Here is a 26,748-nt window from a genome sequence, read left to right on the forward strand (position 1 = left end):
ACGCAACCGCCGAACCGCTGCCCCAGGTCTCTGCACACACCTTGGTCAGTGCCGCCGTCAGCGTCGTCTTGCCGTGGTCAACGTGACCAATGGTGCCCACGTTGACGTGGGGCTTGTTACGTTGAAACTTTTCCTTTGCCATTTTCGACGGTCTCCTGTTACCGGCCTGGTACTGCGGTAATACCGCACAATCTGTACTGGGTGGAGCTCATAACCGGATTTGAACCGGTGACCTCTTCCTTACCAAGGAAGTGCTCTACCGACTGAGCTATATGAGCTTTGTACTTACCCAACTGGAGCGGGTAGCGGGAATCGAACCCGCATCATCAGCTTGGAAGGCTGAGGTTCTACCATTGAACTATACCCGCCTGACCCGCTACCAACTGGCGGAATAGTCGCGCGAGTGCGACTCCTGCTCTCATACCTGCCACCGCGATCCTGCTGCAGTGGCCATTCCAACCTGGTGGAGGGGGGTGGATTATTCGGGCCTTCGGCCCTCACCCTTCGGGTCGCCGCCTCAGGCGGCGCTCAGGGCGGCTTCGCCACCCTGTCGAACCGTGTGGTTCCAATCCACCCCGGTCAACCCCTTCCCTCTTTTCTACCTAACACCGCGATCCTGCTGCAGTGGCCATTCCAACCTGGTGGAGGGGGGTGGATTCGAACCACCGAAGCTTTCGCGTCAGATTTACAGTCTGATCCCTTTGGCCACTCGGGAACCCCTCCGAAAGGCGGCATATTCTCCCGGCCTCACCAGTCTTTGTCAACCTGTTCGCGGAACAATTGTTACCTGGGGCAGAATTGCATGTTTCCCGGCGATACCTGACAATGCGCGCTCAATGCCAGCTCAACTTCTACTTCATGTCAACTTCCGATAAAACCTCCCCCAGGCGCGACACCGGCTGCAAGCATTGCCGTGATGATGAGCCCCTGGACTTTTCCTTCACCATGGCCTTTCAGCCCATTGTCAATCTCCGTACCCGGGAGGTGTTCGCGTACGAAGCCCTGGTTCGGGGCACCGACGGGGCGGGCGCCGCGTCGGTGCTGGGCCAGGTCACGGAAGATAACCGGTACCGGTTCGACCAGGACTGTCGGGCGAAAGCGGTCGAGCTGGCAGCCAGGCTGCAAGTCCCCTGCCTGCTCAGCATCAATTTCCTGCCCAACGCCGTCTACAAGGCCGCCACCTGCATACGCGCGACGCTGGCGGCTGCCCGGCGCTTCAACTTTCCCGCGGACCGCATCATCTTCGAGGTGACGGAGGGGGAGGAGATGACTGACAAGAATCACTTGCAAAGCATTTTCACCGAGTACAAGCGCCAGGGCTTTTTGACTGCCATTGACGACTTCGGCGCCGGCTACTCGGGCCTGAACCTGCTGGCGGAGTTCCAGCCCGACATCCTCAAGCTGGACATGGCCCTGGTGCGCAACCTGCACCAGGACCCGGTACGGGAAGCTATCGTGAAAGGCGTACTGGGCGTCTGTGACGCCCTGAACATCAAGGTCATCGCCGAGGGCGTTGAGGCCCCCGAGGAACTGCGCCGCCTGCGGGACCTGGGCGTCCATTTGTTCCAGGGCTACCTGCTGGCCAGGCCCGCGTTTGAAGCGCTGCCGCCGATAAACTGGCCCGAGGACTGAACCGACGGGTGGAAGCAGGGGCCGCCCGACACCACCAGCCCACTGCCTACTTCGCCAGTTCCAGGGTCGCCAGCGCCTTTACATGCATGCCCCACTTGTCGTTCTGGCCGACTACCTCCACCTCCACCCGATTACCTTCCACGGATTTCACCTCCCCGCTCATGGTCATGGTGGTGCCGGGAATATTGGGCGCACCCAGGCGCACGCTGAGCTTGCGGAATACCGCATCGCGGCCCACCCAGTCTCGCAGATAGGTCTCGGTGAGACCCTGGCTGGTGAGGATATTCATGTAGACATCCGGCATGCCGCTGGCCTGGGCGAAGGCCTTGTCGTGATGCACTTTCTCGAAATCGCGGGTGGCCAGGGCCCCGCAGGTGACCAGCGAGCTGGTAACGGGGATGGGACGCTCCGGCAGGGCCTGGCCCACGCGAATGTCCGTGCTTTTCAGATTCTGGCTCATGCTTGATGCCTCCACTCAGGCCTGGTCTTTTTTCGCGGGACGGAACTTCAGGACCTTGAAGGTCTGCCGCCCCACCGGTTCGCCATCCTGGTCGGTGAAATCAGTGATGGTTTCGTAGAAGTAGCCTTCCCCGAGGCCGGTCGTCTTGCGCGGGGAAATATTGTCGATCACGGTGCGCTGGGACACCACGTCCCCCAGACACAGCTCGCGGAAGTACTCCTGGGTGGTGTCGGTAGCGACAATGCCGTTGTAGCCATGGTCGTCGAGCAGATCGATCAGCTCCACCTGGGGGTCCTTGGGGCGACCGCTGCTGGCGACCGCATACCCGGTCTGGCACCAGGCGAACAGCATGGTGGCGGGCGCCACCAGGGCGCCGCGACTGCCCGCCGCCGCGGCCTCTTCGTCAAGGTGATCGGGGCAGGTATTGCCCATCACCTCGCACCAGTGCCGGATCATCGCCTTGTTGACCGGGTCCCAGGCGGTGGAAGAGCCGCACTCCCGGCCAACATAGGCATAGATCTTCTCTTCCAGGGCGGCAATGTCCTCGGTACTCATGGCGGGCTCTCCGGGTTGGTTATTCATGCCAGGGTCAACAACCCCTGCAACATAATTGAATTCGTATTCAATTTCAATTATGTTGCGAGCAAGTTCCGCGCCCCGGGGTGGCGGGTATACATCAGGACACCAGAACAACGAGGCCGACCATGGCGCAATCCTTCCGCATGAAGCCCCCCATGGGGGAAGACAATGGCTGGTGGTGGCAGGAGGCCGCCGAGGGCCGGCTGGCCATCCAGCGCTGCAAGCAGTGCCAGACCCTGCGCCACCCACCGCACCCGGCCTGCGGTGAATGCCACTCCTTCGACTGGGACCACATCACCGCCTCCGGCCGGGGCACCCTGTGCAGCTTCACTATCCTGCACCACCCCCAGTTCCCGGGTTTTGACTACCCGCTGATCATCATCCTCGTGGACCTGGCGGAAGGCACCCGCTTTACCTCCCAGCTGATCAACTGTGCCCCCGCGGACGTCAGCTTCGGCATGCCTGTGCAGATGGTCATGCACGAGGATCCGGACGGCTTCCGTCTGCCCATGTTCCAGCCCGCCACAGGAGCCGCCGCATGAGTCACGTCCTGAAAGACCAGGCCGCCATCGCCGGCATTGGCCTGACCGAATTCTCCAAGAAGTCCGGCGTCTCCGAACTGTCCCTGGCCGCCCAGGCCACTCTCGCCGCCTGCGAGGACGCGGGTCTGCCGCCCTCGGAGATCGACGGCTTCGTCAGCTACACCCTGGATTCCACCGACGAGATAGAGCTGGCCCGCACCGTCGGTGCCAACGACCTGAAGCTGTTCACCAAGGTCAACTACGGTGGCGGAGCCGCGGTGGGCACCATCCTGCACGCAGTCATGGCAGTAGCGACCGGCGTGGCCGACAATGTGATCTGCTACCGGGCCATGAACGGCCGCTCGGGGCAGCGCATGGGCCAGGGCATTTCCGGGCAGATCGTCAGCTCCGACCTGGTCCACTGGTCCTGGTACATGCCCTACGGCATGCTCACCCCCGGTTCCTGGATCGCCATGATCGCCAACAAATACATGCATCGCTACGGTGTGACCAGCGAAGACCTGGGGCGGGTGGCAATCTCCCAGCGCAACTATGCCCAGAGCAATCCGCGCTCATTCTTCTATGGCAAGCCCCTGACCATGGAGGACTACCTGGCGTCGAAGATGATCGCCGAGCCCCTGCGCCTGTACGACTTCTGCCAGGAAACCGACGGCGGCTGCGCCATCCTGGTCACCAGCGCCGAGCGCGCCCGGGACCTGAAACAAAAGCCAGCAGTGATCCGCGGTGTGGTGCAGGCATCCACCCGGGGCCAGGAGCAGATGACCAGCTACTACCGCGAAGCGCTGGACTCCCTCCCGGAGATGGAGCTGGCCGCGCAGCTGGTCTATGCGCAGAGCGGCCTGGGACCGGACGATATCGACGCCGCCTGCCTCTACGATGCCTTCACCTCGGAGATCATCATGCAGTTGGAGAGTTTCGGCTTCTGCGGCCGCGGCGAGGGTGTGGACATGGTCCGGGAGGGGGCCCTGGATATCGACGGCCGCCTGCCCAACAACACCCACGGCGGCCTGCTGTCCGAAGCCTACATCCACGGCATGAACAACATCGCCGAGGGGGTGCGGCTGATCCGCGGCAGCTCCACCAATCAAGCCGAAGGGGTGGAACACGTCCTCGTCAGCAGCGGGGTCGGGGTGCCCACCGGGGCGCTGATCCTGGGGCGGGACTGACTCAATCGCGCCAGTCCTCGGCCACGGCGCTGCCCCGGGCTTCGTTGACCGGCAGCACCAGGACAATGGCGACCGCAAACAGCAGCAGGCAGAATACGATGGCATCGGCCAGGCCCAGCAGCCACTGCACCAGGCCCAAGCCAAAAATGCCAAATACCGCCGCCGCCTTGGCAGCCATGCCCCAGTAGCCGAAGAATTCCGCCGCCTTGGCCTGGGGGGTCAACACACCTACCAGGGCTCGTGCCGCCGACTGCGACGAGCCCAGACTGAGGCCGGCCAGTACACCTGCGAACAGGAATACATACTGTGCTTCCCAGCTTACAGCCAACCAATCCCGGGCCAGCCCCGTCAGCGCCGGAGTTTGCCAGATGGCCAGAATCGCCAGCATCCACAGCGACAGGGTCATGATATAGGTGCTGCGCGCCCCCAGTCGGCTCTGCAGCAGACCGAAGCCCACCGCGCCAACAGCCGCGGTCAACTGCACGGTGACGAACATGAGTATCCGCACCTCCTCGTCCCAGCCGATGACCTGGGCGCCGTAGATGAACGAGAAGGCAATGATGATGTAGATACCGGCCATGGCGAAAAACACCGATATCAGCAGTGTGCGCAGATCGCGAAATTCATCCAGGGCCTGGCGGGTCGCCTGCAGCCGCGCAAAACCCATCCGCACCAGATTGGACGCCGACAGTGGCGGACGCTGCTGCCCCCGCTCCCGCAGCCAGACAAAGGTGGGGATCGCGGCCAGCAGGAAGAAACCGCCGGCAAAGGGACCGACCCAGCGAATGCGCTCATAATTGTCCAGCGACACATCGCCGAGGAAAAACAGCGTAAATGCCGTCGCCACCAGGCCGCCGATGTAACCCAGTCCCCAGCCCAACCCGGAAATCCAGCCCAGCGCCTTGCGCGGCCCCAGATCCGGCAGGAAGCTGGCGATGAAGCCCTCGCCGATGGCATAGGCGAAATTGGACAGGATCACCAGCACCATGGCGCTGACTATCCAGCCCGGCTCGACAAAATACAGCAGTGAAGTGGTCACGACGGTAAGGACGTAGCTGGCAAAGAGGAAGCGCTTGCGGCTGCGGGAGTAGTCCATCATCGCGCCACAGACCGGATTGGCCACTACCACCAACAGGTAGCTGACTGCCAGCGCAATGCTCCAGAGCAGATTGCCGAGGCGGTAGTCCGGGGCATCGGCCACCACGACCCGGGTAAACAGGTCGCCGAATACCACGGTAATGATGAGCAGGGTATAGCCCTGGTTGGCGAAATCGAACATCGCCCAGCCGAAAATCTCGCGCTTGGGGGCCAGCGGCCGGGTTGGGCTGATGACGGTCATTGCGCTGGCAGCAACGGCGGCAGCCGCTGGTAGACCCAGACCCGCCGGCCGTCGTCGAGGGTCGCCTCGACCCGCTCGTAGCGAATGCCGAGGCGCTCATAGCGGTCCAGGCGGCGCAGCGCCGAGGGCTCTACGGTCACCAGCTCACCCTCGACGCCAGCCCCGGGGGCCGGTGTGATGTCCAGTCCCTGCCTGCGATAGCCCGGCAGGAATGCCTCCTCGGTGACCAGGGGGCGGCCCGCCACCAGCCAGCGCACCAGCGGATTGCGCAGGGTGCCGTAGACAAACACCTGCTGCTCGCCAGGTTCGACCGGTGCCACATAGCCGGCTGGAGGTTGATAGCCAAAGGGGCTGAGCAGCAGCCACCACAGATATAGTGTCGGCACGATCACCGCTGTCGCGCAGGCAATGATCGCCCACCTCAGCCTGGACCGTGCTCTGTGCCTGCGACCCGAACTCATGACATTCTGTTACCCATAGCTGCCGACTATAATGCCTTCCTTCTGCACATGAGGCTACGTTGCCCACTACAACATGTCTTCCTGGGAAAAACTACTGACCGACGTCCGCGCCTGCACCCTGTGCGAACCGGCGCTGCCCCTGGGCGCACGACCGGTGATCCAGCTGCATCCGGCGGCCCGCATCCTCGTGGTTGGCCAGGCTCCCGGCCGCAAGGTCCACGCCACCGGCATACCCTTCAACGATCCCAGTGGCGACCGCCTGCGGGAGTGGCTGGGTGTGGACCGTGTCCAGTTCTACAATGAGCGCCTGCTGGCCCTGCTGCCGATGGGGTTCTGCTACCCGGGCACCGGCAGCGGAGGTGACCTGCCACCGCGCCCGGAATGCGCCGCCACCTGGCGCGCACCACTGCTGGCGCAGCTGCAACAGGTACAGCTCACCCTGCTGCTGGGCCAGCACGCCCAGGCCTGGCACCTCGGCGGCGGGCAGGTCCCGGTCACCCGGCGCGTCCTGGCCTGGCGGCAATCATGGCCCGCAGTGGTGCCCCTGCCCCACCCCAGCCCGCGCAACAACCGCTGGCTGCGCAACAACCCCTGGTTCGCGGCGGAGCTGCTGCCGGCACTGCGGGAGCGGGTAGCGGAGATACTGCGGCAGGCGTCCCTGCGGCAGGCGTCCCTGCGGCAGTCGTCCCTGCGGCAGGCGCCCTGAGGCGTGACTGCAGGGTGGCTATGGGCGCAACAGGCGGATTCTCGCCCGCGGGAATTCAACCCGGGCCCTCGCTCCGGCCTGCAGGTTCAGTGCGGCAACGTCTGCGGGGGGCGCCTGCAGCTGCAGCGGCGTGTCCAGGCCCGGAATATTGGCCGTGATACGTACGCTGCCGCCCAGCGGCAACAGAGTGCGGATACAGACGCGCAGCGAATCGGTGTGCCCCGCAGGCGGCGCTGCCGAATCTGCGGTCAGGCGCGCGGCATCCGGGGGCAACATCCACAGCACCTCGGTTTGCGGATCCAGGTCAGGCGCCAACGGCGCCGCCAACTCCACGCTGCCGACCCGGATCCAGCTGGTGGCGGTCGCTGCATCGTGGCGCAGCAGCGTGCCGGGCAAGAGATTGCGCGCGCCCAGCAAACGGGCCGCCTCCGCATTGACCGGTTCGGCCATGACGGCCTCCGGGCGCCCCGACTGCAGTGTGCGACCGCGTGCCAGCAGGGTCATGTGATCCGCGAGCAATAGCGCCTCATCGAGATCGTGGGTGACGAGAAGCACCGGGATTCCCAATTCCTGCTTCAGCTCCGCCAGCTCCAGGTGCAGTGTCTGTCGCGTCACCTGGTCCACAGCCGAGAATGGCTCATCCAGCAGCAATATGGACGGCTCGCGGACCAGCGCCCGCGCCAGCGCCACACGCTGCTGCTCGCCCCCGGACAGTTCCGCCGGCCGCCGCTGCGCAAGCCCCGGCAGGTGGACCCGGTCCAGCCAGTGGCGGGCCCGGGTTTCCCGCTCCCGCACCGGCAGTGAGTGCAGCCCGGCCATGACGTTACCGAGGGCAGTCATGTGCGGGAACAGACCGTAGTGCTGGGGCACAAACCCGACCCGGCGCTGCTGCGGCGACAGGTGCAGACCACGGGCACTGTCGAACCAGCAGGCCGATCCGCATTCTATGCGCCCCTGTGCGGGCCGACTCAAGCCCGCCACCAGTCGCAGCAGGGTAGACTTGCCGCTACCCGAAGGACCCACCAGCGCCAGCAACTCAGCGCCGCCGCAGTGGAGTTCCGCCCGCATGGGCAGCGGCTGCGCCAGGGTGACTGCCAGCCGGAAGTCAGATCCTGGGCAGGGCATCCCGCCTCCCGATGCGGCGACCCCAGCCACCCGCCAGTGCCAGCACCAGCAGGGAGAACACCAGCAGCAGCAGCGACATTTGCCCGGCGGCGGCGTAGTCAAACGCCTGTACCCGGTCATAGATGGCGATGGCAATGGTCTGGGTCTCCCCGGGGATGCTGCCACCCACCATCAGCACCACGCCAAACTCACCGAGCGTATGGGCGAACGTGAGCACAAAGGCAGTGACCACCCCCGGCCAGGCCAGCGGCAGCTCCACCGTCAACAGGGTGCGCCAGAAACCCATGCCACAGCAGGCAGCGGCATCCCGCACTTCACCCGGAATGGCCTCGAAGGCGCGCTGCATCGGCTGCACCGCAAAGGGAATGTTGACGATGACCGAGGCCACCACCAGACCCGAGAAACTGAACACCAGTGACTGTCCGGTCATGCGCTCCACCCACTCTCCGAGCCAGGAGCCACTGCCCATGCCCACCAGCAGGTAATAGCCCACCACCGTCGGTGGCAGCACCAGCGGCACCGCCAGAGCCGCTTCCAGCAGGGACTTGCCGGGGAAACGCCGCCAGGCGAGGAAGCGCGCCGTCATCAATGCCAGCGGCAGCAGCAGCAGCACCGTGACGACACCCAGCTCCAGGGACAGCCGCAGGGCAGTGAAATCCATGCCGGGGCTGCTCACAGAGGCTCCGCCGCCGGCAGGGTGAAACCGTAGCGCTGCATCACCGCCCGCGCCGCAGGCTGCTGCAGATAGGTATAGAACGCCTCCGCCGTGGCGCCCGCGTTGTTCAGCAACACCATGCGCTGCAGCAGTGGCGCGTGATAGCTGGCGGGAATGAGCGCATGGTCCGCAATGCTCGAAAGCCCCGGCGACAGGGCAAGAGAAAAGGAAACGATACCGCCCTCGGCGGACCCACCAGTGGCGAACTGTGCCGCCTGGGAGACGTTCTCGCCGTATACCAGCCGCGGCAGCGCCAGTTCCCAGAGCCCGGCGTGCACAAGCGCTTCACGGGCCCGCGCCCCATAGGGTGCATGTTCCGGGTTTGCAATCGCGAAACGCCTGACCTGCCCCGCACGCAGTGCTCCCCCCAGCCCACCCAGGTCACCCGCCACCGGCACCGGCGAATTGCGCGGCACCACCAGGGCAAGCCGTCCGGCGGCGTACAGCGTCCCCTCGTCGCGGGTAAAGCCGTCGGCATGCAGCTGCAGCACATAGCCTTCATCCGCAGACAGGAAGAGCTGAAACGGCGCGCCATTGCGGACCTGGGTTGCCATCAGTCCGGAGGAACCGTAGGTCAGGCGCACCCGGTGGCCGGTGTCGGCAGTGAAGGCGCTGGCGATCTCGTCCAGGGCAAATTTGAGAGTGGAGGCAGCGGCGATAACCGGCTCTGCTGCCCGCAACGAAAGCGGCAGCAGCAGGGCCAGCACAGCAATTAACCGGATCAGCAGCAAATCGGTTCCTCAACTCTTGAATCACGAAAACCCAGCTTCTTCCCGGCCATGCGCAAGCAGGGCCGACGCTGCCTACTCTACCCGAAACACGGATAAAAACACCTGACCCGGGGTCTACTGGAGCTGACACAGCTATACTTGCCATACGCCGGCAGCCCCGGTCGGCGCCTGCAACCGATTCTCAGGAGACCCAATGCTACAGTTTTACCTTTCGCTGTCACGATTTCCCCTGTGCCTGCTGTGCCTGCTGGCCTCCCCCCTGAGCGCCGTTGCCGCCGCCAGCAGTGACGGACCACAGGTGCTGGGCTGGGTGGAAAAAGCCATCGTCATGCCGGCCGGGGCCACGGTGAAGGCCAAGCTCGATTCGGGCGCCCTGACCTCCTCGATCCACGCCACCGCCATCGAGTTGCGTCAGCGCGACGGCGAACACTGGGTGGAGTTCGAGCTGGAACTGGAAGACAGCGCCAGCGGCGAGCAACTGCTGACGCCAATGGCGCTGCCGGTTGAGCGATTCATCCTGGTACGCGGCGCCGGCGGCGAAGACCGCCGACCCGTGGTGAGGCTGGAGCTTTGTATTGGCGACCAGGTCTACGCCGAGCAATTTTCCCTGCGCGATCGCGGCGACATGATCTACCCGGTCCTGATCGGTCGCCGCACCCTGCGGGACCTGGGCCTGGTGGACGTGAATTCCACCTATCTGACCCGGCCGTCCTGCGAGCCCGTCGACGACGCCGAGGCCGCGGCCGCATGAGCGGCAAACCGGGTTACTGGCTGGCGGCCCTGCTGCTGGCCCTGGGCGTTGCCGCCGCCGGCTGGACAGTCGGCGACGGCCTCCAGCGCTTCAAGCTGGAAGACCGTTCGGTCACCATCAAAGGCCTGGCCGAGGCGGATGTCGAAAGCGATTTCGCGGCCTGGAACCTGACCTTCCGCCGCGCCGGCAGCGCCTTTGCCGATGTTCAGCAGGCGCTTTCCGAGGACCGGGCGCGGGTGACCCGCTTCCTCACCGACGCCGGCTTCACCGCGGATGAGGTGGAAATCAGGCCCCTGCAGGTACAGGACGCCTATTCACGCGAGTACGGGGCAGGTAACCAACCCCTGCGCTACACCGGCAGCGGCATGGTCATCGTCCAGTCGGCGCGGGTAGAACTGGTGGAAGCCACCGCGCTGGGCATTGACCCGCTGATCGAGGCCGGGGTGGAAATCGAGGGCGGCAGCGGACCCCGCTACCAGCTGCGCGGGTTCAACGAGGTCAAGCCGGCACTGCTGGCGGAGGCCACGCGCAACGCCCGCGAGCAGGCGGAGAAGTTTGCCGCCGAGGCGGGAGCCAGGATTGGTGCCCTGCGCTCCGCCAACCAGGGCGTCATCCGCATTACCGGCAGCGACGGCAGTGACTGGGATGACGGCAGCTCGCGGGTGAAGCGCCTGCGGGTAGTCAGCACCTTCCAGTACGCGCTGGAGTGATACCGGAGGCTCAGCCCAGCCGCGCCAGTATGCGGTCCTGGTAGTCCCCGATGAACCGGCGAATATCCGCGATCTCCGAGCCCCCGGCCTCGAAGCTGGCGACGATGACCCGACTGACACCGAGGTCCCGATAGGCTTGCACCAGTTCCAGATCGAAGGTGCCGTTGTTGTCGTAGCTCCAGGGCCAGATCGTGATCGGGAAGTCCTCCGGCAGGATTCGCCCAGCCTCCCTGGCGGCGCAGCGCAGCGTGTCCAGGCGCGCGGCCAGGTCATCCGGTGAAATCACATAGGGGAAGAAACCATCGCCGCGCAATCCGGCACGGCGGGCGGCCGCGGCCGAGCTGCCGCCGATCAGCAGTGGCACCCCTCCGGCGCGGGCCGGCTTGGTATCGCAGAAAACCCGCTCGAACTGGATAAATTCGCCCTGGTAGGTGGCGGGATCATCGCGCCACAGCGTGCGCATGGCGTCCAGCAGCTCGTCCAGCCGCTTGCCCCGGTGCTGGTAGGGCACCCCTACCGCTGCGTATTCCTCCTTCTGCCAGCCGATGCCGATGCCCGCTTCCAGGCGGCCCCCGGACAGGGCATCCAGGGTGGCCAGCCGCTTGGCCAGGACTGCCGCGCTGTGCTGCGGCCCGATCAACACCCCGGTACCCAGGCGCAGGGTGTCGGTCCAGGCTGCGGCGAAGCTCAGCCAGTGCAGCGGGTCGGGCATCTGCGTCGTCGGCAGCACCGGGGCGCGACCATTGTCCGAATAGTCATACAGCGGCTCGTAGTCCTCGGCCATGACCACGTGCTCGGGCATCCACACGGACTCCACCCCCTGCTGTTCGAGCATCTGCACAAACCTGCGCACCCAGGCGGGATCGGTGGTCACGGACTTGTCGCAGAGCGGGATGACGCCCAGTTTCATGGCAGGAGCTCCGTCAGCCATAGGGGCGCACCCACAGCTCGGGCGTGCCCCTCAGGACGGCTCCGCTGAAGCGCACCCGCCGCTCCGGGCACAGGCGCATAGCCGGGAAACGGCTGAACACCCGCTCGATAGCGGTCTCCAGCTCCCGGCGCGCCAGGTGCGAACCCAGGCAGAAATGCTCGCCATGGCCAAAGGCCAGGTTCTTTTCCGGGCGCGCCGGGTCGAAGCGGTCGGGATCGCTGAAGACCGCCGGGTCCCGGTGCGCCGCGGTAATCCCGAACAGGATCCAGTCGTCCTTGCTGATCGCAACGCCCCCCAGCTCCGTGTCCTTGCTGCAACGTCGCGGCAGCAGCGCAGTGGGTGGCTGCCAGCGCAGCGCTTCCTGCACGATCGCTTCCCGCGCCGCGTCGCTCACCATGGCCTGTTCGCGCACCGCGGGATCGGACAGAATCGCGTAGAACAGGCTGCCGGCCACCTTGTAGGTGGTGTCGGAGCCGGCGGGAAACAGCAGGCGCAGAAAGGAATAGATCTCCTCGTCACTCAGGCGCTGGCCCTCGAATTCGGCGGTTGCCAGCATCGATATCACATCGTCGCCGGGTCGCTCCCGGCGTTCATCCAGAAAGGGCTGCATGTATTCGGCGAATTCACTGCGGGCCCCAAGCGCGCCTTCCGGGTCCCAGGGATAGTCGATCAGCTTCAGCGCCCACTCCAGCAGCTTGCCCTCGTCATTCACCGGAATACCCAGCATGCGGGCAATGACGGTGAAGGGATAGGGGCGGGTGAAAGCCTGTACCAGATCGACTTCTTCCCGGTCGTTCAGACGATCGAGCAATTCATCGGCGATCGGGGCGATCAGCGCCTCCACCGCATCTCGGATCTGCCTGGGGAAGAAAGGTTTGGAGACCAGTGTACGATTGACCCGGTGCTGCTGCCCCGACATGGTCTGCAGGGTCTTGCCCATCGACGGCTCCGAATGCACGGTGTAGGCTGCCTTCGAAGCGAAATGCTCCTCGTCCGCGAAAGCCTGCTTCAATTCCTGATAGCGCGTGATCAGCCACACGGTCTGGCCGTGATAGGTGACGGGCACCACGGGGCCTAGGGCACGCAGCTCATCGAGCCGCTGGTGCAGGTCGGGCAACTCGTCGTAGGCAAAATCAGTACCCGGCATCAGGGATGGGGCGGCGATCATGGCGCTTACCTCGGAGCATTATCGTTATCTTCTCATTTGTGCAAGTATGGACCAGACTGGCGGGCAATTGCAGCCTCCAACGGAACGATCAATGAAGAGATCAATATGCTCAAGAACCAGAAAATCCTCCTGACCGGAGCCGCCGGCCAGATCGCCCTGCCGCTGGGGCAGTTTCTCGCGGCCGACAACGAGGTCTGGGCGGTCGCCCGCTTCAGTGCGCCCGGTTCCCGCGAATGCTGCGAGCAGGCGGGTATGGTGACGCGCAGCATCGATCTCGCCAGCGGCGATTTCGGCGACCTGCCGCGGGACTTCGACTACGTGCTGCATCTCGCGGTATTCCAACTGGCCGGGCAGGATTACGACTACGCCCTGCAGGTCAACGCCGAGGGTACCGCACTGCTGATGGCGCACTGCCGTAGCGCGAAAGCCTGCCTGGTCATGTCCACCTGTGCGGTCTATGCGCTGCACCCCGATCCGCAGCACCCGTTTCGGGAGGACGATCCCCTGGGGGACTCCCGCCAGCCGTTCTCACCCACCTACGCCATATCCAAGATCGCCCAGGAAGCCGTGGCTCGCAGCGGCGCGCGCCTGTACGGCCTGCCCACCACCATTGCCCGCATGAACGTATCCTATTCCAGCAATGGCGGGCTGCCGGCCTATCATCTGGACGCCATCATGCAAGGCGAGGAGATCGTGCTACCGCCCGGCGGCGAGGCCTGGTACACCTGCATTCACCAGGATGACATCAATGGCCAGGTAGAGGGCCTGCTCGCCGCCGCCTCGGTGCCGGCGACCATCGTCAACTGGAGTGGCGACGAGCCGGTGGATGTGCGCAGCTGGTGCCATTACCTGGGGCAACTGGCCGGGCGTGAACCGCGCTTTCGCGAGGATGACAGCCAGTCGATACCCTCACGGGTGACCGACAACCGGCACCGTATCGAGCTGGTGGGCAACTGCCGAATCGGCTGGCGGGAAGGCTTTGCGGCCATGGCCCGGCAGCGCTATCCAGAGTTGATGAGGCCATAGCAGGCTGTTGCAAGACTCGGCGCTACAGACTCGGAAGACACCCGGCAAAATCCAACTGGGGCGACCCTCCACGCTTCAGTGTGCAGGGTGAATCACGAACTGAATTCTGGCGCGGAATCGGCCCAGCCGGGCGAAGTCGGCGGGGTTTAGCATATTGTATTCCTCGAATTTCCCGTCCGCGTAATCGGACAGGTCATCGGTCGCCATTTCAAGCCTGGCCTCGCCATGAGTTGAAAGAAAACTCTTGAAGCTATCCTCCCACTGCGCGTTGGGCTCTTGCATCACTTTCTGCGCAAGATTGAATACCTTACTGGCATCCTCCACCTGCTCCACTGCGAGAAACCCTCTCAGGCCCTCTCGGGTGAGCGTGATGAGCCATGCCGAACGTGCTCTCGGCGCTCCACTGTCAGGATCACGATAGACATACTCCTGCTCTGTGGCGACGCCGGCAACCTCTCCATCAATTCTCACCAGTGCACTGGCAACCAGATACCCATTGAACTCCTGGCGCTTGAAGCTTTCGTGCAGGTCACCGGGTACGTTAGGGGAAAAACTGAACGTTCTCTGGAACAGGAAATCCTCGATGTTATGCGCCATGGACAACGTGTCCGCGTCCATGTCCAGATCCAGAACCAGCGGCTCCCGGGCTGTTGTAGAGAATGGCAGCATCATCGCCAACAGAAGTAACAGGGTATTTCTCATTTCACTCATCCTTTGGGTCGATGGCTGTAGCGCCAGAACGGGGGCAACCAGGTCATACGCTTGAACCGACATCAGAACCTGTAACCGGCCTCCAGGTACCATTCCCGGGGGCGGCCCAGAACTGCGCTGGAAAAGCCGAGGCTGTCCAGCACACCCAATCCCATCACGACGTATTCCTTGTCGGTGGCATTTCGCAGCCCGGCCGATAATCTCCAACGATCCCGGCTGTCTATCCAGGAAGCCCGCAGATTGAGTAGCCCATAGGCACCCTGAGCAACGGATTCCGTGTTGATCGCGTCGAAATAGACTTTGTCCCGGTACATGTAGTCGGCCCGCAGCGAAAGTGCACCGTGAGCCTGCAGCGGAATCCGGTATTCTGCGCCCAGAGAACCGCTCCATTCAGGCGCACCGATCAGCTTCGACTCTTCGGTTATACCGATCCCCTGAGCCACATTGGAGTACTCTGCATCGAGATAGGCAACTGTTGCCGAGACAGTAATCCGGCTGGTGGGCAGGTACAGCGCCTCCAACTCAAAGCCTCCTACCCGGGCTTCCGCCGCATTACCCACTATCACCAACTGGGTCCCACTGTCGTTTGCCGTGGTCAGTGTGAACTGCATGTCGGTGTAATCGTTAAAGAACGCGGCGCCATTAATACGCAGGCGCCGGTCCAGCCACTCGGATTTAACGCCAACCTCGTATGCCCACAGTTCTTCAGGCTCGTAGGGCTGGATTTCGTTGCTGCTCCGGGCGCGCCCATTAAATCCGCCGCTTTTGAAACCCTTTGCGGCCGAGGCATAGACCATCAGATCGTCGTGCCACCGATACTCCAGGCCGAAGCGCTGGGAGACATCGTCCCAGGATTCGCTGCGATCCGAGCCCGGTATCACACTCACACCGGACTCAAGCTGGCTGAAAGAGTAGGAATAATCCTTGCTCTCATCCGTAAAGCGCAGGCCGTAGGTCACGCTCAGGTTCGGCGTCAAATCGTAGCTTGCCTGTCCGTACAACGAATAGCTCTCTGTTTCCTGATCCTGAGTGGCCAGACGGCCTATATCGAGCGCAAGATTGACCGGGTTGCCGGCTCCGCCCGCGCACGGGGCTGGCAGCGGTGCAGGGCACTGTAAGCCTGGCGCCAGAGGGAACAGTGGTGCTGGCAGGTTTTCAAGCGCCTGAAATATCCCCTCGTAGGTCCTGACATTGAGGACGGCATCGGCCTTTTCCCGGAGGTAATAGACACCTGCCACCCACTGCAGCGCTGTGTCAAAGGCATTGCCGCTGAGCTGCAATTCCTGGCTGAACTGACGCTGCTGGTTATCATCAATCTGGTCGATGATCACGGCCGGCGACCCATCGGGGTCGGTGCCAAATGACATGTCCAGATCCCTGTAGGCCGTGATGGACTTGAGCGATATGTCACCGATCTCCCACTCCAGTGTCGCCGAAGCCCCCCAGATCGTCTGCTCACTGAAGTTCGATCCGGTGGAAAGATCAGTGTAGGCATCATCGGTCAGCCAGCGCTCATCGTAGACCGGCAGCTGCAGCCCATGGAGGGGAGCGAGCGGGCCTGCCAACGCATTGTAGAGGCCCACCAGCGGAGCTTGCGGATTGATGACCTGGATCCGGTGAAACGACATCGTTTCATCTGCGCGGGTGTAATCCGCCGACAGCAACAGGTTGGCTGTATCGGACAGCCTCCAGTCCAGCATCAGCTGTGCGGCATGACTCTCCTCATCACCCGCATCGTCGCCTGCCAGAGGCCGGTCCCCGAAACCGTTGGCATTCTTGGTATTCAGCGCTATCTTTGCCCGCAGCGTCTCGTCCAGCAGCGGCCCCGACGCCATCAGCGTCGCATCAAGCCGATCATGACGACCCACTCTGATACCGATATCCGCTTCCGGCTGACCCGCCGGCTTGCGGGCGACTATATTGATCGCCCCGCCAATGGTGTTTTTTCCGTACAGTGTCCCTTGGGGGCCACGCAGCACCTCGATGCGCTCCACATCTACCAGATCGAGAATATTCCCGAGGCTTCTGGCGAGATACACTCCGTCCAGATAGACGCCCACGCCCGGATCTGTGGTCAGCAGGTAGTCGAACTGGCCCACGCCTCGAATGTAGACCTGCCCGGAGCTGCTGCCCGAGATCCCACTTGCAAAGAACTCGACATTCGGTGCAAAACCCGCAACCTCATCCAGGCTGGCAACACCCCGCGCCGCAAGGTCCGCACCGGTGAAGGCCGTTACCGCAATCGGTGTTTCCTGAAGAGATTCCGCGGTTTTCCGGGCAGTGACGGTAACTTCCTCGAGAAGCCCTCCGGCACTGGCATCGGCAGCAAGACTCTCTGCACCCGGGCCGACAAGCAGACACGCGATAACGCGATATACCAGAAGCTGTCCTTTTTTATGCGTCATTGTTCAGTCGTCTCTCGTCACACATTATTCTGATGATGCAGCCGCAGTTCACATCCATGACTGCGTCCGCAGGGAAAAATGTAGCGCAACTGGAAGAGATGGTATTGAACGAAGTTCAGGTGCTGATCAGGCGCCCCGGCAGCCCACCGGTCGGCGCTTACAACCAAGGCTTATCCAACAGCGTCTATAGTGCAGGCCTTGCGAAAGGCGCTGGGGGTCATGCCGAAAAACTTCTTGAAATCGCGAATCAGGTGGCTCTGGTCAGCGAATCCTGTGGACATGGCGACGTCTATCAGGGGAATACCGGCCACTACGAGATTTCTGGCTCTGTCCGCACGCACGCCAAGCTGGAACTGGCAAGGTGAGATGCCCGAAGCCTTCTTGAACAGACCTAGCAGGTAACGCTCGTTCAGGTTCACCGCGCGCGCGAGCTCAGAAAGCTCAATGCGCTCGCCACAATGGTGCTCAAGAATTGTTCTCGCCTCGACCACGGCGGGGTGCAGCGACACGTGTTTTGGCACCGCCTCACTCCTGCGGCCCCGACTGGCCTGGAACAGCCGGCCCAACAGTGTGCCGGTGTCGGTACGGGCTTTTCCTCCAAGGTGCCAGTGCTTGAGTGCCCTGGTCAGTGCCGGATAGAACCGCTGCGCACTTTGAGCCGGGAATACGTGCAGGGGATCGGAGCGCAACATCGATAACAGACCACCTCCATTCTGGCGCTCAATGTCCTTCAATACCGACATCGGAATCTGCAATACCTGATAACGGATTCCCGCGTTTCCGGAACTTGCATTGCTGTGGATTTCGTTGGGTGCAATCGCGAAAGCGCATCCTGCGTGCACAACATGGGATTGGCCGCGGCAGCACAGCACAGTCGATCCGGATCGCAACCAGACCAGTTCCAGAAACTGGTGCACATGCGAGGGGGCAACGAAGCGATGCAGATTACTCTCGACGACCTGCAGTTCATCCACCGCTGGCGACCGCCATATGGTGAAATGTATCCGCTCGCTCCGGCACGATAACGGAGCGGTTTCTGTCATGCCGCCGCTCGCAGGTTGCTTGTCTGCAACTGTTTCACTTTCGTAGCGCCCCTCTGGTCCTGCGTATTGCGCTATAGGCCCGTGTCAAAACTATCGCAGGCCCCCCGAACAGACCAGCGCGGTGATTTACCGTCGCTTGACAGGCTGAGTCTACAGATCCCACCGGAATTTGGGATAGCGAAAATTACTCATTAATATTACCCACACTGCCGGAGACCGACGCAAGGTATTTGGGGGTCGATGCCTGCGACCAGCCTGAATAACGGGTGCCGCGCCGGCCACCAAGTCCGGGTAATTTCCGGACAATACGTTTCGTTGCAGGACGATCCAAGCGGCCTGTACCTTCGTGGCCGGTACTGTGGAAGTATTCCTGATCCGTCCAGGGTCTGACCCGTATAAAGAAGCCACTCGCCAGCCAGGGAAATCGCCATGCCTTATTACTCGACAAAGCTCGTCCGGGCCGCTGCAATCGCGGCGTCGCTGGCTACTGCCATCCCCGCCGTGGCAACAGACCGGCCGTTCAACCTGCACGTTGAACTGGGTGCAAGCTGGCAGGAGAAGAACAACGTGCAGATTCCCAATGATGAGCAGGGTACAAGGTTTTCCCTGGCAGACGTGGCCGGCTCCGGCCCGTGGGCGGCCATCAGGATCGAAGGTACCTGGGACGTCAATGATAAGCACGGGCTGCGCTTTTTGCTCGCACCGCTGTCCTACAGTGAAAACGGCCAGTTGGCGGAAGAAACACGCTTCGCCGGCAGGTCCTACAGCGGCGATAAGGACGTGAAGGCGGAGTACAGGTTCAATTCCTGGCGCCTGGGCTATCGCTATCACTGGCTGGCACGCGAACACTGGGACTTCTGGGTGGGCGCCACGCTGAAAGTGCGTGACGCCGAAATCAAGCTGACACAGGGAGCCACCAGCAGCAGTGATGATGATATCGGGCTGGTGCCGTTACTGTATCTGGGCGGGGAATACCGCTTCGACGATCACTGGTCCCTGTCCGCAGATCTTGATGGCTTGGCCGGCGGACCTGGCCGCGCGATCGACCTCGGCATTCGCCTGAACTACACCGTGGATGAGCACTGGAAGGTAGGGATGGGATACCGAACGCTCGAAGGCGGTGCCGATACTGACGATGTCTACAATTTCGCCTGGTTCAACGCGCTGGTCTTTTCTGCTGATTACCGCTTTTGATCGATCTCTGCGGAAAGCACCGGATGTGATTGGAGCTGGCGAGAGGAATCGAACCCCCGACCGGCTGATTACAAATCAGCTGCTCTACCTACTGAGCTACGCCAGCCAAAAACACATTGCCGGGGGCAGTCGCTCCCGCGGGGGCGCATGATAGACAATGGCCCCAGGTGATGCAATAGCAACTCGCAGGGGACGCCCAGCCAGGGGCGCACGACCGGTAACCCACGACGGGCTACGCTCCACCAGCGAAAGCCCCGGGATGATATCGCCGCCCTCGTAATGACCGCCAGGATCCAACCGATCATTGTTCAGCGCCGAGCCGGCATTGACCCCACTTCGACGCATCAGCATCCGTCAGGTGCTCAGTCAGCCCAATGGGGCTTGGACTTCCACTCTTTGAGCCATCCTGGCACCTTCTCGGCAGGCATTGGACGGGCAATACCGAAGCCCTGGCCAAATTTGCAGCCCATTGCCAACAGCTGCCGCCTCTGCTGACTGGTCTCCACGCCTTCAGCAATGGCTGTGCGGTGAAACGAAGAGGCCAGACCGATTATGGCCGATACGATGGTCTTGTCGTCCGTGTCTTCTGCCATGTCACGGATAAAGCTCTTGTCTATCTTAAGAAACCCTGCGGGAAGCAACTTTAGATATTCCAGCGACGAATATCCCGTGCCAAAATCATCCAGCGAGCTGCCCACACCGATCTGCAGGCAGTTGTACATCACCTTGGATACGTCATTGATATCGCTCATCGCACTGGATTCAAGAATTTCGAGTTCCAGCAAATTCGGTGTGATGGATGGGTAGTCAGACAGCCATCCAGAAATCTTTGCCACGAAGTCCTCGGCCTGCAGCTGCCGCGGACTGACATTGACGCTGACGGCAATATCCAGACCCAAACGTTGCCACTGTCTGATTTGCTCCAGGGCAGTGGTGATAACCCAATCGCCGATATCGACGCTGATTTCGTGATTGTCTATCCGGGGTATGAATTGGTCAGGGCTCAACAGGCCTCGTTCGGGATGCTGCCAGCGGATAAGCGCCTCAAAACCGATGACCTCCCCCGACTCCAGGTTTACCTTGGGCTGGTAATACAGCACCAGCTCCTGTCTCTCGAGAGCCAGTCGAACGCCCTGGATAAACTGCCGGTAGTCCAGAGCAGCATCATTTTCAACAGTATTGAAAATGTGAATGGTATTCTTGCCCTGTTGCTTGGCGGTGTACATAGCCTGGTCGGCGTGGCGTATCAATTGTTCCGCTTCAACCAGATCCTGTGGATACACGGTTACCCCGATACTGGCTGAGACGCTCAGCGTATATTCATCCAAAACTATCGGTTCTGAGGCCGCATGCAGAATCCGTAACAAAAGCTTCTCGCAGTCCGACATCTTTTCGATATCCGCCAGCACAACAACAAACTCGTCACCGCCAATACGGGTTAACGTGTCCCCCTCTCGCAGAACGCTCAAAATCCGCTTCGATACATCAATCAACAGCTGGTCGCCTGCAGAGTGACCGTATTTGTCATTAACCGCCTTGAATTCATCGAGATCCAGATAGGCAACAGCGACCGAATTTTTGCGTCTCTGGCTTTGCGTCATGGCTTGCATCAAGCGATCGGCCAGCAGCACCCGGTTCGGCAAATTCGTCAGTTCGTCATAGTGAGCTGCGTGCTCCAGTTGATACTGATTCTCCTTGATTTTGGTGATGTCAGTGAACAGACCCACATAGTGCTGCACCACATCATCGTCGTCACAAACTGCACTGATAGTGACCAGATCGGCCATGACCCTGCCATCCTTGCGGCGGTTCAGGATCTCCCCGGTCCAGTGCTTTCTGTTGACCAGCGATTCCCACATGGCTTGGTAAAACTCGGACTTCTGCAGCCCTGAGTGTAAAATGCGGGGATTGCTGCCGAGCAGTTCGTCACGTTCGTATCCGCTCATCTCACATAAGGTATTGTTTACATTGATGATGCATGCGCGGTCGTCTGTGATCGCTATGCCTTCACGGGCATGAGTAAACACACTGGCTGCCAATCTCAACTTGTTCTCATTGTCTCTGCGCTCCGTAATATCGCGAATGACGCCGATGTACCCGGAGACTTCACCTCCTGCTTCACGCAGTGCAACACCCAGGGTTTCACCGGGGAACAAACGCCCGTCCCTGTGCTTGTACTCAACCTCATAAGGCGCCGCTTTTTCCTCGGCACTGAGATTGAATCGAAGTCGCCCCTGCTGTTCGTAGTCTTTCTCACTTGCATAGATTACCGATGTTTTCTTGCCTGCCAGCTCATCAATGCTGTAACCAAACACTCGCTGCATGGCCATATTTGTCGCGACAATGCGTCGCTCGGTATCCGTTATCAAAATCGCATCGGGTATGGCATCCAGCACAGACTGGAGTTTTCTTGACTCAACCTCAGCTGCTTCTCTCTGTTGCTCCGCAATCTGTTTCTCGCGCCTCAGACCATCTATCCAGGCCTTTCGCTGGTGCATTTCCCGCGGAATCCAGTGTCTGATCAGCAGGAACAGGACCAGCAGCCCGGCAATGATATTGAGTAGCTTCGGAACGACCATCAGGCTGGGGTGGGACAGGGTCTCGTGCACACCAATTGGCAAGAACCCAAACAGCGAATTGAAATAGAGACCAAAGTAAGTGCTTTCAAACAGTGTGCGGAAAGCGTCGATAGCGAGAATCAGTAACAGCGCAGCGATCGTTTTGTCTACGCTTTTTGAAACGCGCAGACTGCCGATATAAAGCCAGAATATGATCAACCAGAGAACGACCAGAATCCAGTAAGAAGCCGACGCGATAATCTCAAACAAAACGGGTCTCCCGGCCAGACCTTATCGTTGTCGCAGTACCGTCATCGATCATTGAAGCTCGCCACCCGGGCAGGGGCAACGCGCCCAACGTGGGCGTATGGTGATGCAGACTATCTATTGATACTCGCAAGCGGTGGCACTCGTCAAGTTTGCCCTTGTTGTGCTCATGGGCTCTTCTCCGTAACTGGTCTTGTAGGCCTGGTGGACCAGGCCATCCACGATGGTGCCAGCCGATTGCTCGGAGCACCGGCCACCAATCGTGCTGATGCAGTGGGTATCGGCCAGACTGCGCCACTCCTATTCCCCGCCGGTATCGCGACCCTGCATCGCAGCCATGGCTTCCAGACCCTCGAAGACCAGGTCGGGAATCCACTCACCGGCACCACCCAGCAGGCGCTGCAGGGTCTCGGCACCACCGCCGCACAGGTACAGGGTGGGCCGCGGTTCACCGGCCTGCTCCATTGCCACCCGCACCGCCGCGGCCTGGGCGAGGGCAATACCGTGACGCACCGCTTCGGCCGTGGATGTCCCGGGCGCCAGGTCATAGACCGCTTCTTCCGCGAAACGCACCCGGTCGGTGTCCAGCAGCAGGGCCCGCTCCATCAACGAGGGGCCGGGGATGATATAGCCGCCCTGATGGCGGCCATCGGCACCCACCAGGTCGATGGTCAAGGCAGAGCCGGCATCGACCACGCAGAGCCGGGCGGAATGGCGGTGCCAGGCACCGAGCATCGCCAGCCAGCGGTCCACGCCCATGCGCAGTGGCTGCTGATAGCTGTTGACCAAGGTGCCGGTGCGCGCCTCGCTGCGGGCAAACCAGGGCTGCACCTGCCAGCGCTCCTCGAGCAGGGTACCGAGTTGGAACTCCGCCTCCTCGCTGGCCACGCTGGCAACCCAGATCTGTTGCACGGTGTCGCTGCAGGCCAGCAGGCGGGTGCGCGATGCCTCATCGTCGCGACGGTAGACACCGCGCGCCAGCACCTCGGAGCCCACCATCAAGCGCCACTTGGCGCTACTGTTGCCGACATCCAGCTGCAGGCATTGAACGCCGCTCACGATGCCGCCCTGAGCGAAATCTCGCCACCATAAATCGACCGCACTCCCAACGTGGTCTCCAGTTGCAGTGCGCCGCGATCATCGACGCCGCGGGCAATACCGGCCTGGCGCTGCTCGCCGCTGTGCAGGACCACGGGGACATCGGCGAAGGCATCCAGTGCCATCCAGGCCTCGCGCCAGGGCGCAAAACCGGTGCGTGCAAAGCTGGCCGCCAGCGGCAACAGCTCGTTCAGCAGTCTGGCCACCACCGCATTGCGGCCCGGTGCCCGGCCACCGGCAATCGTGGCCAGGTCGGTCCAGTCCTGGTCGATGGCCTGTGCCGCGGCCGGCGGCATAGTCACGTTGATGCCGACCCCGACCACCACCTGGCAGCGACCGGCGGCGTCACCGGCCATCTCCAGTAGCACCCCGCCCAGTTTGGCGCCGGCAAACAACAGATCGTTGGGCCACTTCAGTTGCAGTGGCGGCAGGCCAAGGTGCGCCAGGGCGCGGGTCACCGCGACCCCTACCGCGAGGCTCAGGCCCTCCAGGGCGGCGGCACCTTCCTGATACTCCCACACCAGGGACAGGTAGATGTTGCGCGCGTAGGGGCTCACCCAGGCCCGGCCCCGGCGGCCGCGGCCGGCGGTCTGCTGCTCTGCGCTGCAAACCAGCCCCGGGCCAGCGCCAGCGCCAGCGGCCACCCGACGCAGGGCCTCGGCATTGGTGGAGTCGACGATTTCCAGCAGCTGCAGTTCCCGTAGCAGCCCGGCCACCGGGACATCAAGACCGGCGCGAATGCTGACCTCATCCAGCAGCTCGACGCCGCCGGGGATGCGGTAACCCCGGCCCTTGACCGATTCCACGGCCAGGCCCAGTTCCTGCAGGCGATTGAGCTGCTTCCAGACCGCGGTGCGGCTAACCCCCAACGCGGCGGCGAGATCCTGGCCGGAATGAAATTCGCCGTCCGCCAGCATGGGTACAAGGGTTGTCTTGGGCATCTGTGCCGCTGCCTGCCGTTGAGGTTTGCAAGCGCGGATGATAGCAAATACTGGCCCGGTTCAACTGAACAAACGCCACTATTGGCCTCGCGCGTAAAATCGGGGGACAGTAAGCGGGCAAACAACGAACGGAGAACAAGCCATGCCTAGCCTCGATGACGCCACCCTGCGCGCCGCCGCCGACAAACTTATCCGCGCCCACCAGCAGGCTTGCGTTGACAATGAATGGACCTTTTTTGTCGACGAGATCTACGCTCGCGACTGTGTCTACACCTGCGAATACGCCGGAGTGATGAAGGTCGTCGCCAACGGCAGCGAGGAAATCAAGGCTACCCATTACGGGCGCGACATGCAGGTGGGCTGGGAGGGCTGGACCTTTCCCTACATGGGCGTCTACACCGGCAGCGACAACCGCCTGGTGACCCACTGGATGAACCGGGGCCCCGGCCAGCGCGCGGACGGCAGCCACTACGAAACCCCGGGGGTCTCCTTCATCACCCTGAACGCGGAGGCACGGATTGCGCGCCAGTTCGACATGTTTGATCTCGCCCACCAGATGCGCCTGTGCGACGAGCTGGATGCGGCCGGCCTGCTGTCGGACGCGCTGCGGGAGAACTGGGTCAAGCCGATGAAGGCGCGCCTGCTGGAACAACTGGGCGCCAGCTGACCCGAGCTCATCAGCCGGCTCCTGACCAACGACAGGCTGGGTTTCGTGGGCCAGGTTGCCGCGGAGATTTCCGACGTTTACGTTAACGTCAACTTGGTCTATAGTTTGCCTCGACAGAACAGGACAGAGGCGCGCCGCAGACGTGGCTACACGCACTTACAACATATCGGAGCTGGCCGAGGAGTTCGGGGTCACCACCCGCACCATCCGCTTCTATGAGGAAAAAGGCCTCATCCAGCCCCGCCGGGAGGGCCAGAAGCGCCTGTATACCCCCGCCGACCGCGTCCGCATCAAGCTCATCCTGCGCGGCAAGCGCATCGGCATGAGCCTGCAGGAAAGTGTCGAGGTCATCGACATGTACGACCCCGAGCACAACAACCGCGACCAGCTACACTCCCTCATACGCACCGTGCAGGACAAACGTGCCCGCCTCCTGCGCCAGCAGCAGGACATCGAGGACATGCTCGCCGGCCTGGACGAGGTTCAGGCCCTGTGCGAGCGCGGGCTGGAGGGTAACCCATGACCACCCCACTCCGGGACCAAGTCCTGTGGGAGCCCACTCTGTGGGCGATTCCAGGACAAACCATCGCCCGCAGAGCGGGCTCCTACAAACCTGATTGAAGCAGGCAGGACCAGACCATGAATAGCGGCTACCCCACCCTGAATTTTGGCCTCGGCGAAGAACTGGACATGCTCCGGGATGCCGTCTACCAGCTGTGCCAGAAGGAAATTGCCCCGCGGGCGGCACAGATCGACCGCGACAACGAGTTCCCCGCCGACCTGTGGCGCAAGTTTGGTGACATGGGCCTGCTCGGCATCACCGTGGACGAGGCTTACGGCGGCTCCGGCATGGGCTACCTGGCCCACAGCATCGTGATGGAGGAAATCAGCCGGGCGTCGGCCTCGGTAGGATTGTCCTACGGCGCCATGTCCAACCTGTGCCTGAACCAGATCCAGAAGAACGGCAACGAGGAGCAGAAGCAGAAGTACCTGCCGAAACTGTGCACGGGCGAACACGTGGGCGCGCTGGCCATGTCCGAACCCAATGCCGGCTCCGACGTGGTCAGCATGAAGCTGCAGGCGCGCAGGGACGGAGACACCTGGTACCTGACCGGCAACAAGATGTGGATCACCAATGGCCCCGATGCCGATGTCTACGTGATCTACGCCAAGACCGACCCGGCAGCGGGCTCGAAAGGCATCACCGCTTTCATTGTCGAGCGCGACTACCCCGGCTTCTCCCGCTCGCCGAAACTGGACAAGCTGGGCATGCGCGGTTCCAACACCTGCGAACTGGTATTCGATAATACCCCGGTGCCGGCCGCGAACATCCTTCGCGGTGAAGGCCAGGGTGTGAAAGTGCTGATGTCCGGCCTCGACTACGAACGCACAGTGCTGTCGGGGGGACCGGTGGGCATCATGCAGGCCTGCCTGGACGAAGTGGTGCCCTACCTGCACACCCGCGAGCAGTTCGGCCAGAGCATCGGCCAGTTCCAGCTCATGCAGGGCAAGCTGGCCGACATGTACACGGATCTCTCCGCCTCCCGCGCCTACCTGTATGCGGTGGCCGCCGCCTGCGATCGCGGCCAGGAGAGCCGCAAGGATTGCGCCGCAGTGATCCTCTACACCGCGGAGAAGGCAACCCAGATGGCGCTGCAGGCGATCCAGGCCCTGGGCGGCTTCGGCTACACCAATGAAGCCAACACCGGACGCCTGCTGCGCGACGCCAAGCTCTACGAGATCGGCGCCGGCACCTCGGAAATCCGCCGCATGCTGATCGGCCGCGAGCTGTTCAACGAAACCGTCTGACCGGAGCCTTCCC

The 26,748-nt window shown here is 62.4% G+C and carries 27 protein-coding genes, 4 tRNA genes and 1 other RNA gene; 11 read left to right on the forward strand and 21 right to left on the reverse strand.

Translation table 11 applies throughout. The features are described 5' to 3' along the window. The 5 genes from RLO07_RS02980 to RLO07_RS03000 form a co-directional block, all read right to left on the reverse strand. The coding region (locus tag RLO07_RS02980; protein WP_350143620.1) for a GTP-binding protein at positions 1–142 on the reverse strand (142 nt) is incomplete at its 3' end. A gap of 60 nt (positions 143–202) precedes the next feature. Continuing rightward, positions 203–278, reverse strand: a tRNA-Thr gene (locus tag RLO07_RS02985). Positions 279–294: 16 nt separating this feature from the next. Further along, positions 295–368: transfer RNA gene (locus RLO07_RS02990), tRNA-Gly, on the reverse strand. Between the two features lie 93 nt (positions 369–461). Continuing rightward, a non-coding RNA gene (locus RLO07_RS02995) (RtT sRNA) lies at positions 462–591 on the reverse strand. A 48-nt stretch (positions 592–639) separates the two neighbouring features. Next, a tRNA-Tyr gene (locus RLO07_RS03000) sits at positions 640–723 on the reverse strand. A 135-nt stretch (positions 724–858) separates the two neighbouring features. Between RLO07_RS03000 and RLO07_RS03005 the strand changes: the two genes are divergently transcribed. Next, positions 859–1,632 carry an EAL domain-containing protein gene (locus RLO07_RS03005; protein ID WP_462290654.1) on the forward strand — a complete coding sequence of 258 codons (774 nt, stop codon included), beginning with the start codon at positions 859–861 and terminating at the stop codon, positions 1,630–1,632. Positions 1,633–1,678: 46 nt separating this feature from the next. Here the strand turns inward: RLO07_RS03005 and RLO07_RS03010 are convergent, their stop codons facing one another. Together RLO07_RS03010 and RLO07_RS03015 are read right to left on the reverse strand one after the other, a co-directional pair. Beyond that, positions 1,679–2,092 (reverse strand): MaoC/PaaZ C-terminal domain-containing protein, encoded by a 414-nt coding sequence (locus RLO07_RS03010; RefSeq protein ID WP_462290655.1) that lies wholly within the window; start codon positions 2,090–2,092, stop codon positions 1,679–1,681. Between the two features lie 15 nt (positions 2,093–2,107). Further along, the gene (locus RLO07_RS03015; protein WP_462290656.1) at positions 2,108–2,647 is read right to left on the reverse strand and encodes an FAS1-like dehydratase domain-containing protein; all 540 of its coding nucleotides are present in this window, start codon (positions 2,645–2,647) and stop codon (positions 2,108–2,110) included. 149 nt (positions 2,648–2,796) lie between these two features. On the opposite strand from RLO07_RS03015, the gene RLO07_RS03020 reads away from it, so the two are divergent. Together RLO07_RS03020 and RLO07_RS03025 are read left to right on the forward strand one after the other, a co-directional pair. After that, positions 2,797–3,213: a Zn-ribbon domain-containing OB-fold protein gene (locus RLO07_RS03020; protein ID WP_462290657.1), complete on the forward strand. Its 417-nt coding sequence runs from the start codon at positions 2,797–2,799 to the stop codon at positions 3,211–3,213. After that, on the forward strand, positions 3,210–4,379 hold the full coding sequence (locus tag RLO07_RS03025) for a lipid-transfer protein (protein WP_462290658.1): 1,170 nt from the start codon (positions 3,210–3,212) through the stop codon (positions 4,377–4,379). Before RLO07_RS03020 ends, RLO07_RS03025 begins: the two co-directional genes overlap by 4 nt. Before the next feature lies 1 nt (position 4,380). Here the strand turns inward: RLO07_RS03025 and RLO07_RS03030 are convergent, their stop codons facing one another. Continuing rightward, positions 4,381–5,718, reverse strand: a complete 1,338-nt coding sequence (locus RLO07_RS03030; RefSeq protein WP_462290659.1) for an MFS transporter — start codon at positions 5,716–5,718, stop codon at positions 4,381–4,383. Next, on the reverse strand, positions 5,715–6,104 hold the full coding sequence (locus tag RLO07_RS03035) for a gamma-glutamylcyclotransferase family protein (protein WP_462290660.1): 390 nt from the start codon (positions 6,102–6,104) through the stop codon (positions 5,715–5,717). The genes RLO07_RS03030 and RLO07_RS03035 overlap by 4 nt, the downstream gene beginning before the upstream one ends. Before the next feature lie 148 nt (positions 6,105–6,252). On the opposite strand from RLO07_RS03035, the gene RLO07_RS03040 reads away from it, so the two are divergent. Next, positions 6,253–6,885, forward strand: a complete 633-nt coding sequence (locus RLO07_RS03040) for a uracil-DNA glycosylase family protein (RefSeq protein ID WP_462290661.1) — start codon at positions 6,253–6,255, stop codon at positions 6,883–6,885. Positions 6,886–6,903: 18 nt separating this feature from the next. Here RLO07_RS03040 and RLO07_RS03045 read toward each other — a convergent pair whose 3' ends face one another. Genes RLO07_RS03045 through modA form a run of 3 tightly spaced genes read right to left on the reverse strand, consistent with a single transcriptional unit; the run spans position 6,904 to position 9,456 of the window. Beyond that, complete coding sequence (locus tag RLO07_RS03045) at positions 6,904–8,010, reverse strand: ABC transporter ATP-binding protein (protein WP_462290662.1); 1,107 nt, start codon at positions 8,008–8,010, stop codon at positions 6,904–6,906. Then, positions 7,991–8,686 (reverse strand): molybdate ABC transporter permease subunit, encoded by a 696-nt coding sequence (gene modB, locus RLO07_RS03050; protein WP_462290663.1) that lies wholly within the window; start codon positions 8,684–8,686, stop codon positions 7,991–7,993. The genes RLO07_RS03045 and modB overlap by 20 nt, the downstream gene beginning before the upstream one ends. After that, positions 8,683–9,456 (reverse strand): molybdate ABC transporter substrate-binding protein, encoded by a 774-nt coding sequence (modA, locus tag RLO07_RS03055; protein WP_462290664.1) that lies wholly within the window; start codon positions 9,454–9,456, stop codon positions 8,683–8,685. The genes modB and modA overlap by 4 nt, the downstream gene beginning before the upstream one ends. A gap of 193 nt (positions 9,457–9,649) precedes the next feature. On the opposite strand from modA, the gene rloA3 reads away from it, so the two are divergent. Next, entirely contained in the window at positions 9,650–10,207 is a 558-nt protein-coding gene (gene rloA3, locus RLO07_RS03060) for a retropepsin-like aspartic peptidase RloA3 (RefSeq protein ID WP_462290665.1), read from the forward strand. Continuing rightward, the gene (locus tag RLO07_RS03065; protein ID WP_462290666.1) at positions 10,204–10,917 is read left to right on the forward strand and encodes an SIMPL domain-containing protein; all 714 of its coding nucleotides are present in this window, start codon (positions 10,204–10,206) and stop codon (positions 10,915–10,917) included. Before rloA3 ends, RLO07_RS03065 begins: the two co-directional genes overlap by 4 nt. A gap of 10 nt (positions 10,918–10,927) precedes the next feature. Here the strand turns inward: RLO07_RS03065 and RLO07_RS03070 are convergent, their stop codons facing one another. Both RLO07_RS03070 and RLO07_RS03075 read right to left on the reverse strand, forming a co-directional pair. Further along, complete coding sequence (locus tag RLO07_RS03070; RefSeq protein ID WP_462290667.1) at positions 10,928–11,827, reverse strand: TIGR03619 family F420-dependent LLM class oxidoreductase; 900 nt, start codon at positions 11,825–11,827, stop codon at positions 10,928–10,930. 13 nt (positions 11,828–11,840) lie between these two features. Then, positions 11,841–13,016 carry a cytochrome P450 gene (locus RLO07_RS03075; protein ID WP_462290668.1) on the reverse strand — a complete coding sequence of 392 codons (1,176 nt, stop codon included), beginning with the start codon at positions 13,014–13,016 and terminating at the stop codon, positions 11,841–11,843. Between the two features lie 105 nt (positions 13,017–13,121). On the opposite strand from RLO07_RS03075, the gene RLO07_RS03080 reads away from it, so the two are divergent. Then, the gene (locus tag RLO07_RS03080; protein ID WP_462290669.1) at positions 13,122–14,042 is read left to right on the forward strand and encodes an NAD-dependent epimerase/dehydratase family protein; all 921 of its coding nucleotides are present in this window, start codon (positions 13,122–13,124) and stop codon (positions 14,040–14,042) included. A gap of 75 nt (positions 14,043–14,117) precedes the next feature. Here RLO07_RS03080 and RLO07_RS03085 read toward each other — a convergent pair whose 3' ends face one another. The 3 genes from RLO07_RS03085 to RLO07_RS03095 form a co-directional block, all read right to left on the reverse strand. Beyond that, complete coding sequence (locus RLO07_RS03085) at positions 14,118–14,744, reverse strand: hypothetical protein (RefSeq protein ID WP_462290670.1); 627 nt, start codon at positions 14,742–14,744, stop codon at positions 14,118–14,120. Between the two features lie 71 nt (positions 14,745–14,815). Further along, entirely contained in the window at positions 14,816–17,158 is a 2,343-nt protein-coding gene (locus tag RLO07_RS03090) for a TonB-dependent receptor (protein ID WP_462290671.1), read from the reverse strand. Positions 17,159–17,328: 170 nt separating this feature from the next. Then, positions 17,329–18,132 (reverse strand): AraC family transcriptional regulator, encoded by an 804-nt coding sequence (locus tag RLO07_RS03095; RefSeq protein ID WP_462290672.1) that lies wholly within the window; start codon positions 18,130–18,132, stop codon positions 17,329–17,331. A 498-nt stretch (positions 18,133–18,630) separates the two neighbouring features. On the opposite strand from RLO07_RS03095, the gene RLO07_RS03100 reads away from it, so the two are divergent. Then, positions 18,631–19,395 (forward strand): porin family protein, encoded by a 765-nt coding sequence (locus RLO07_RS03100; RefSeq protein WP_462290673.1) that lies wholly within the window; start codon positions 18,631–18,633, stop codon positions 19,393–19,395. 30 nt (positions 19,396–19,425) lie between these two features. On the opposite strand, the gene RLO07_RS03105 is transcribed toward RLO07_RS03100, so the two are convergent. The 4 genes from RLO07_RS03105 to birA all read right to left on the reverse strand — a co-directional run bounded on the left by RLO07_RS03105 (position 19,426) and on the right by birA (position 24,259). Further along, positions 19,426–19,501: transfer RNA gene (locus RLO07_RS03105), tRNA-Thr, on the reverse strand. Positions 19,502–19,757: 256 nt separating this feature from the next. Continuing rightward, positions 19,758–22,223 (reverse strand): EAL domain-containing protein, encoded by a 2,466-nt coding sequence (locus tag RLO07_RS03110; protein ID WP_462290674.1) that lies wholly within the window; start codon positions 22,221–22,223, stop codon positions 19,758–19,760. A gap of 297 nt (positions 22,224–22,520) precedes the next feature. Continuing rightward, on the reverse strand, positions 22,521–23,279 hold the full coding sequence (locus tag RLO07_RS03115) for a type III pantothenate kinase (protein ID WP_462290675.1): 759 nt from the start codon (positions 23,277–23,279) through the stop codon (positions 22,521–22,523). Next, positions 23,276–24,259, reverse strand: a complete 984-nt coding sequence (birA, locus tag RLO07_RS03120; protein WP_462290676.1) for a bifunctional biotin--[acetyl-CoA-carboxylase] ligase/biotin operon repressor BirA — start codon at positions 24,257–24,259, stop codon at positions 23,276–23,278. The genes RLO07_RS03115 and birA overlap by 4 nt, the downstream gene beginning before the upstream one ends. Before the next feature lie 142 nt (positions 24,260–24,401). Here birA and RLO07_RS03125 point away from each other — a divergent pair, with 142 nt between their 5' ends. The 3 genes from RLO07_RS03125 (at position 24,402) to RLO07_RS03135 (ending at position 26,735) form a co-directional block, all read left to right on the forward strand. Next, entirely contained in the window at positions 24,402–24,926 is a 525-nt protein-coding gene (locus tag RLO07_RS03125; RefSeq protein ID WP_462290677.1) for a nuclear transport factor 2 family protein, read from the forward strand. Between the two features lie 142 nt (positions 24,927–25,068). Further along, on the forward strand, positions 25,069–25,449 hold the full coding sequence (locus RLO07_RS03130; RefSeq protein WP_462290678.1) for a MerR family transcriptional regulator: 381 nt from the start codon (positions 25,069–25,071) through the stop codon (positions 25,447–25,449). A 116-nt stretch (positions 25,450–25,565) separates the two neighbouring features. After that, the gene (locus tag RLO07_RS03135) at positions 25,566–26,735 is read left to right on the forward strand and encodes an isovaleryl-CoA dehydrogenase (RefSeq protein WP_462290679.1); all 1,170 of its coding nucleotides are present in this window, start codon (positions 25,566–25,568) and stop codon (positions 26,733–26,735) included. Positions 26,736–26,748: the final 13 nt, after the last annotated feature.

The sequence above is a fragment of the Haliea sp. genome, from assembly GCF_040221975.1.
Lineage (GTDB): Bacteria > Pseudomonadota > Gammaproteobacteria > Pseudomonadales > Halieaceae > Haliea.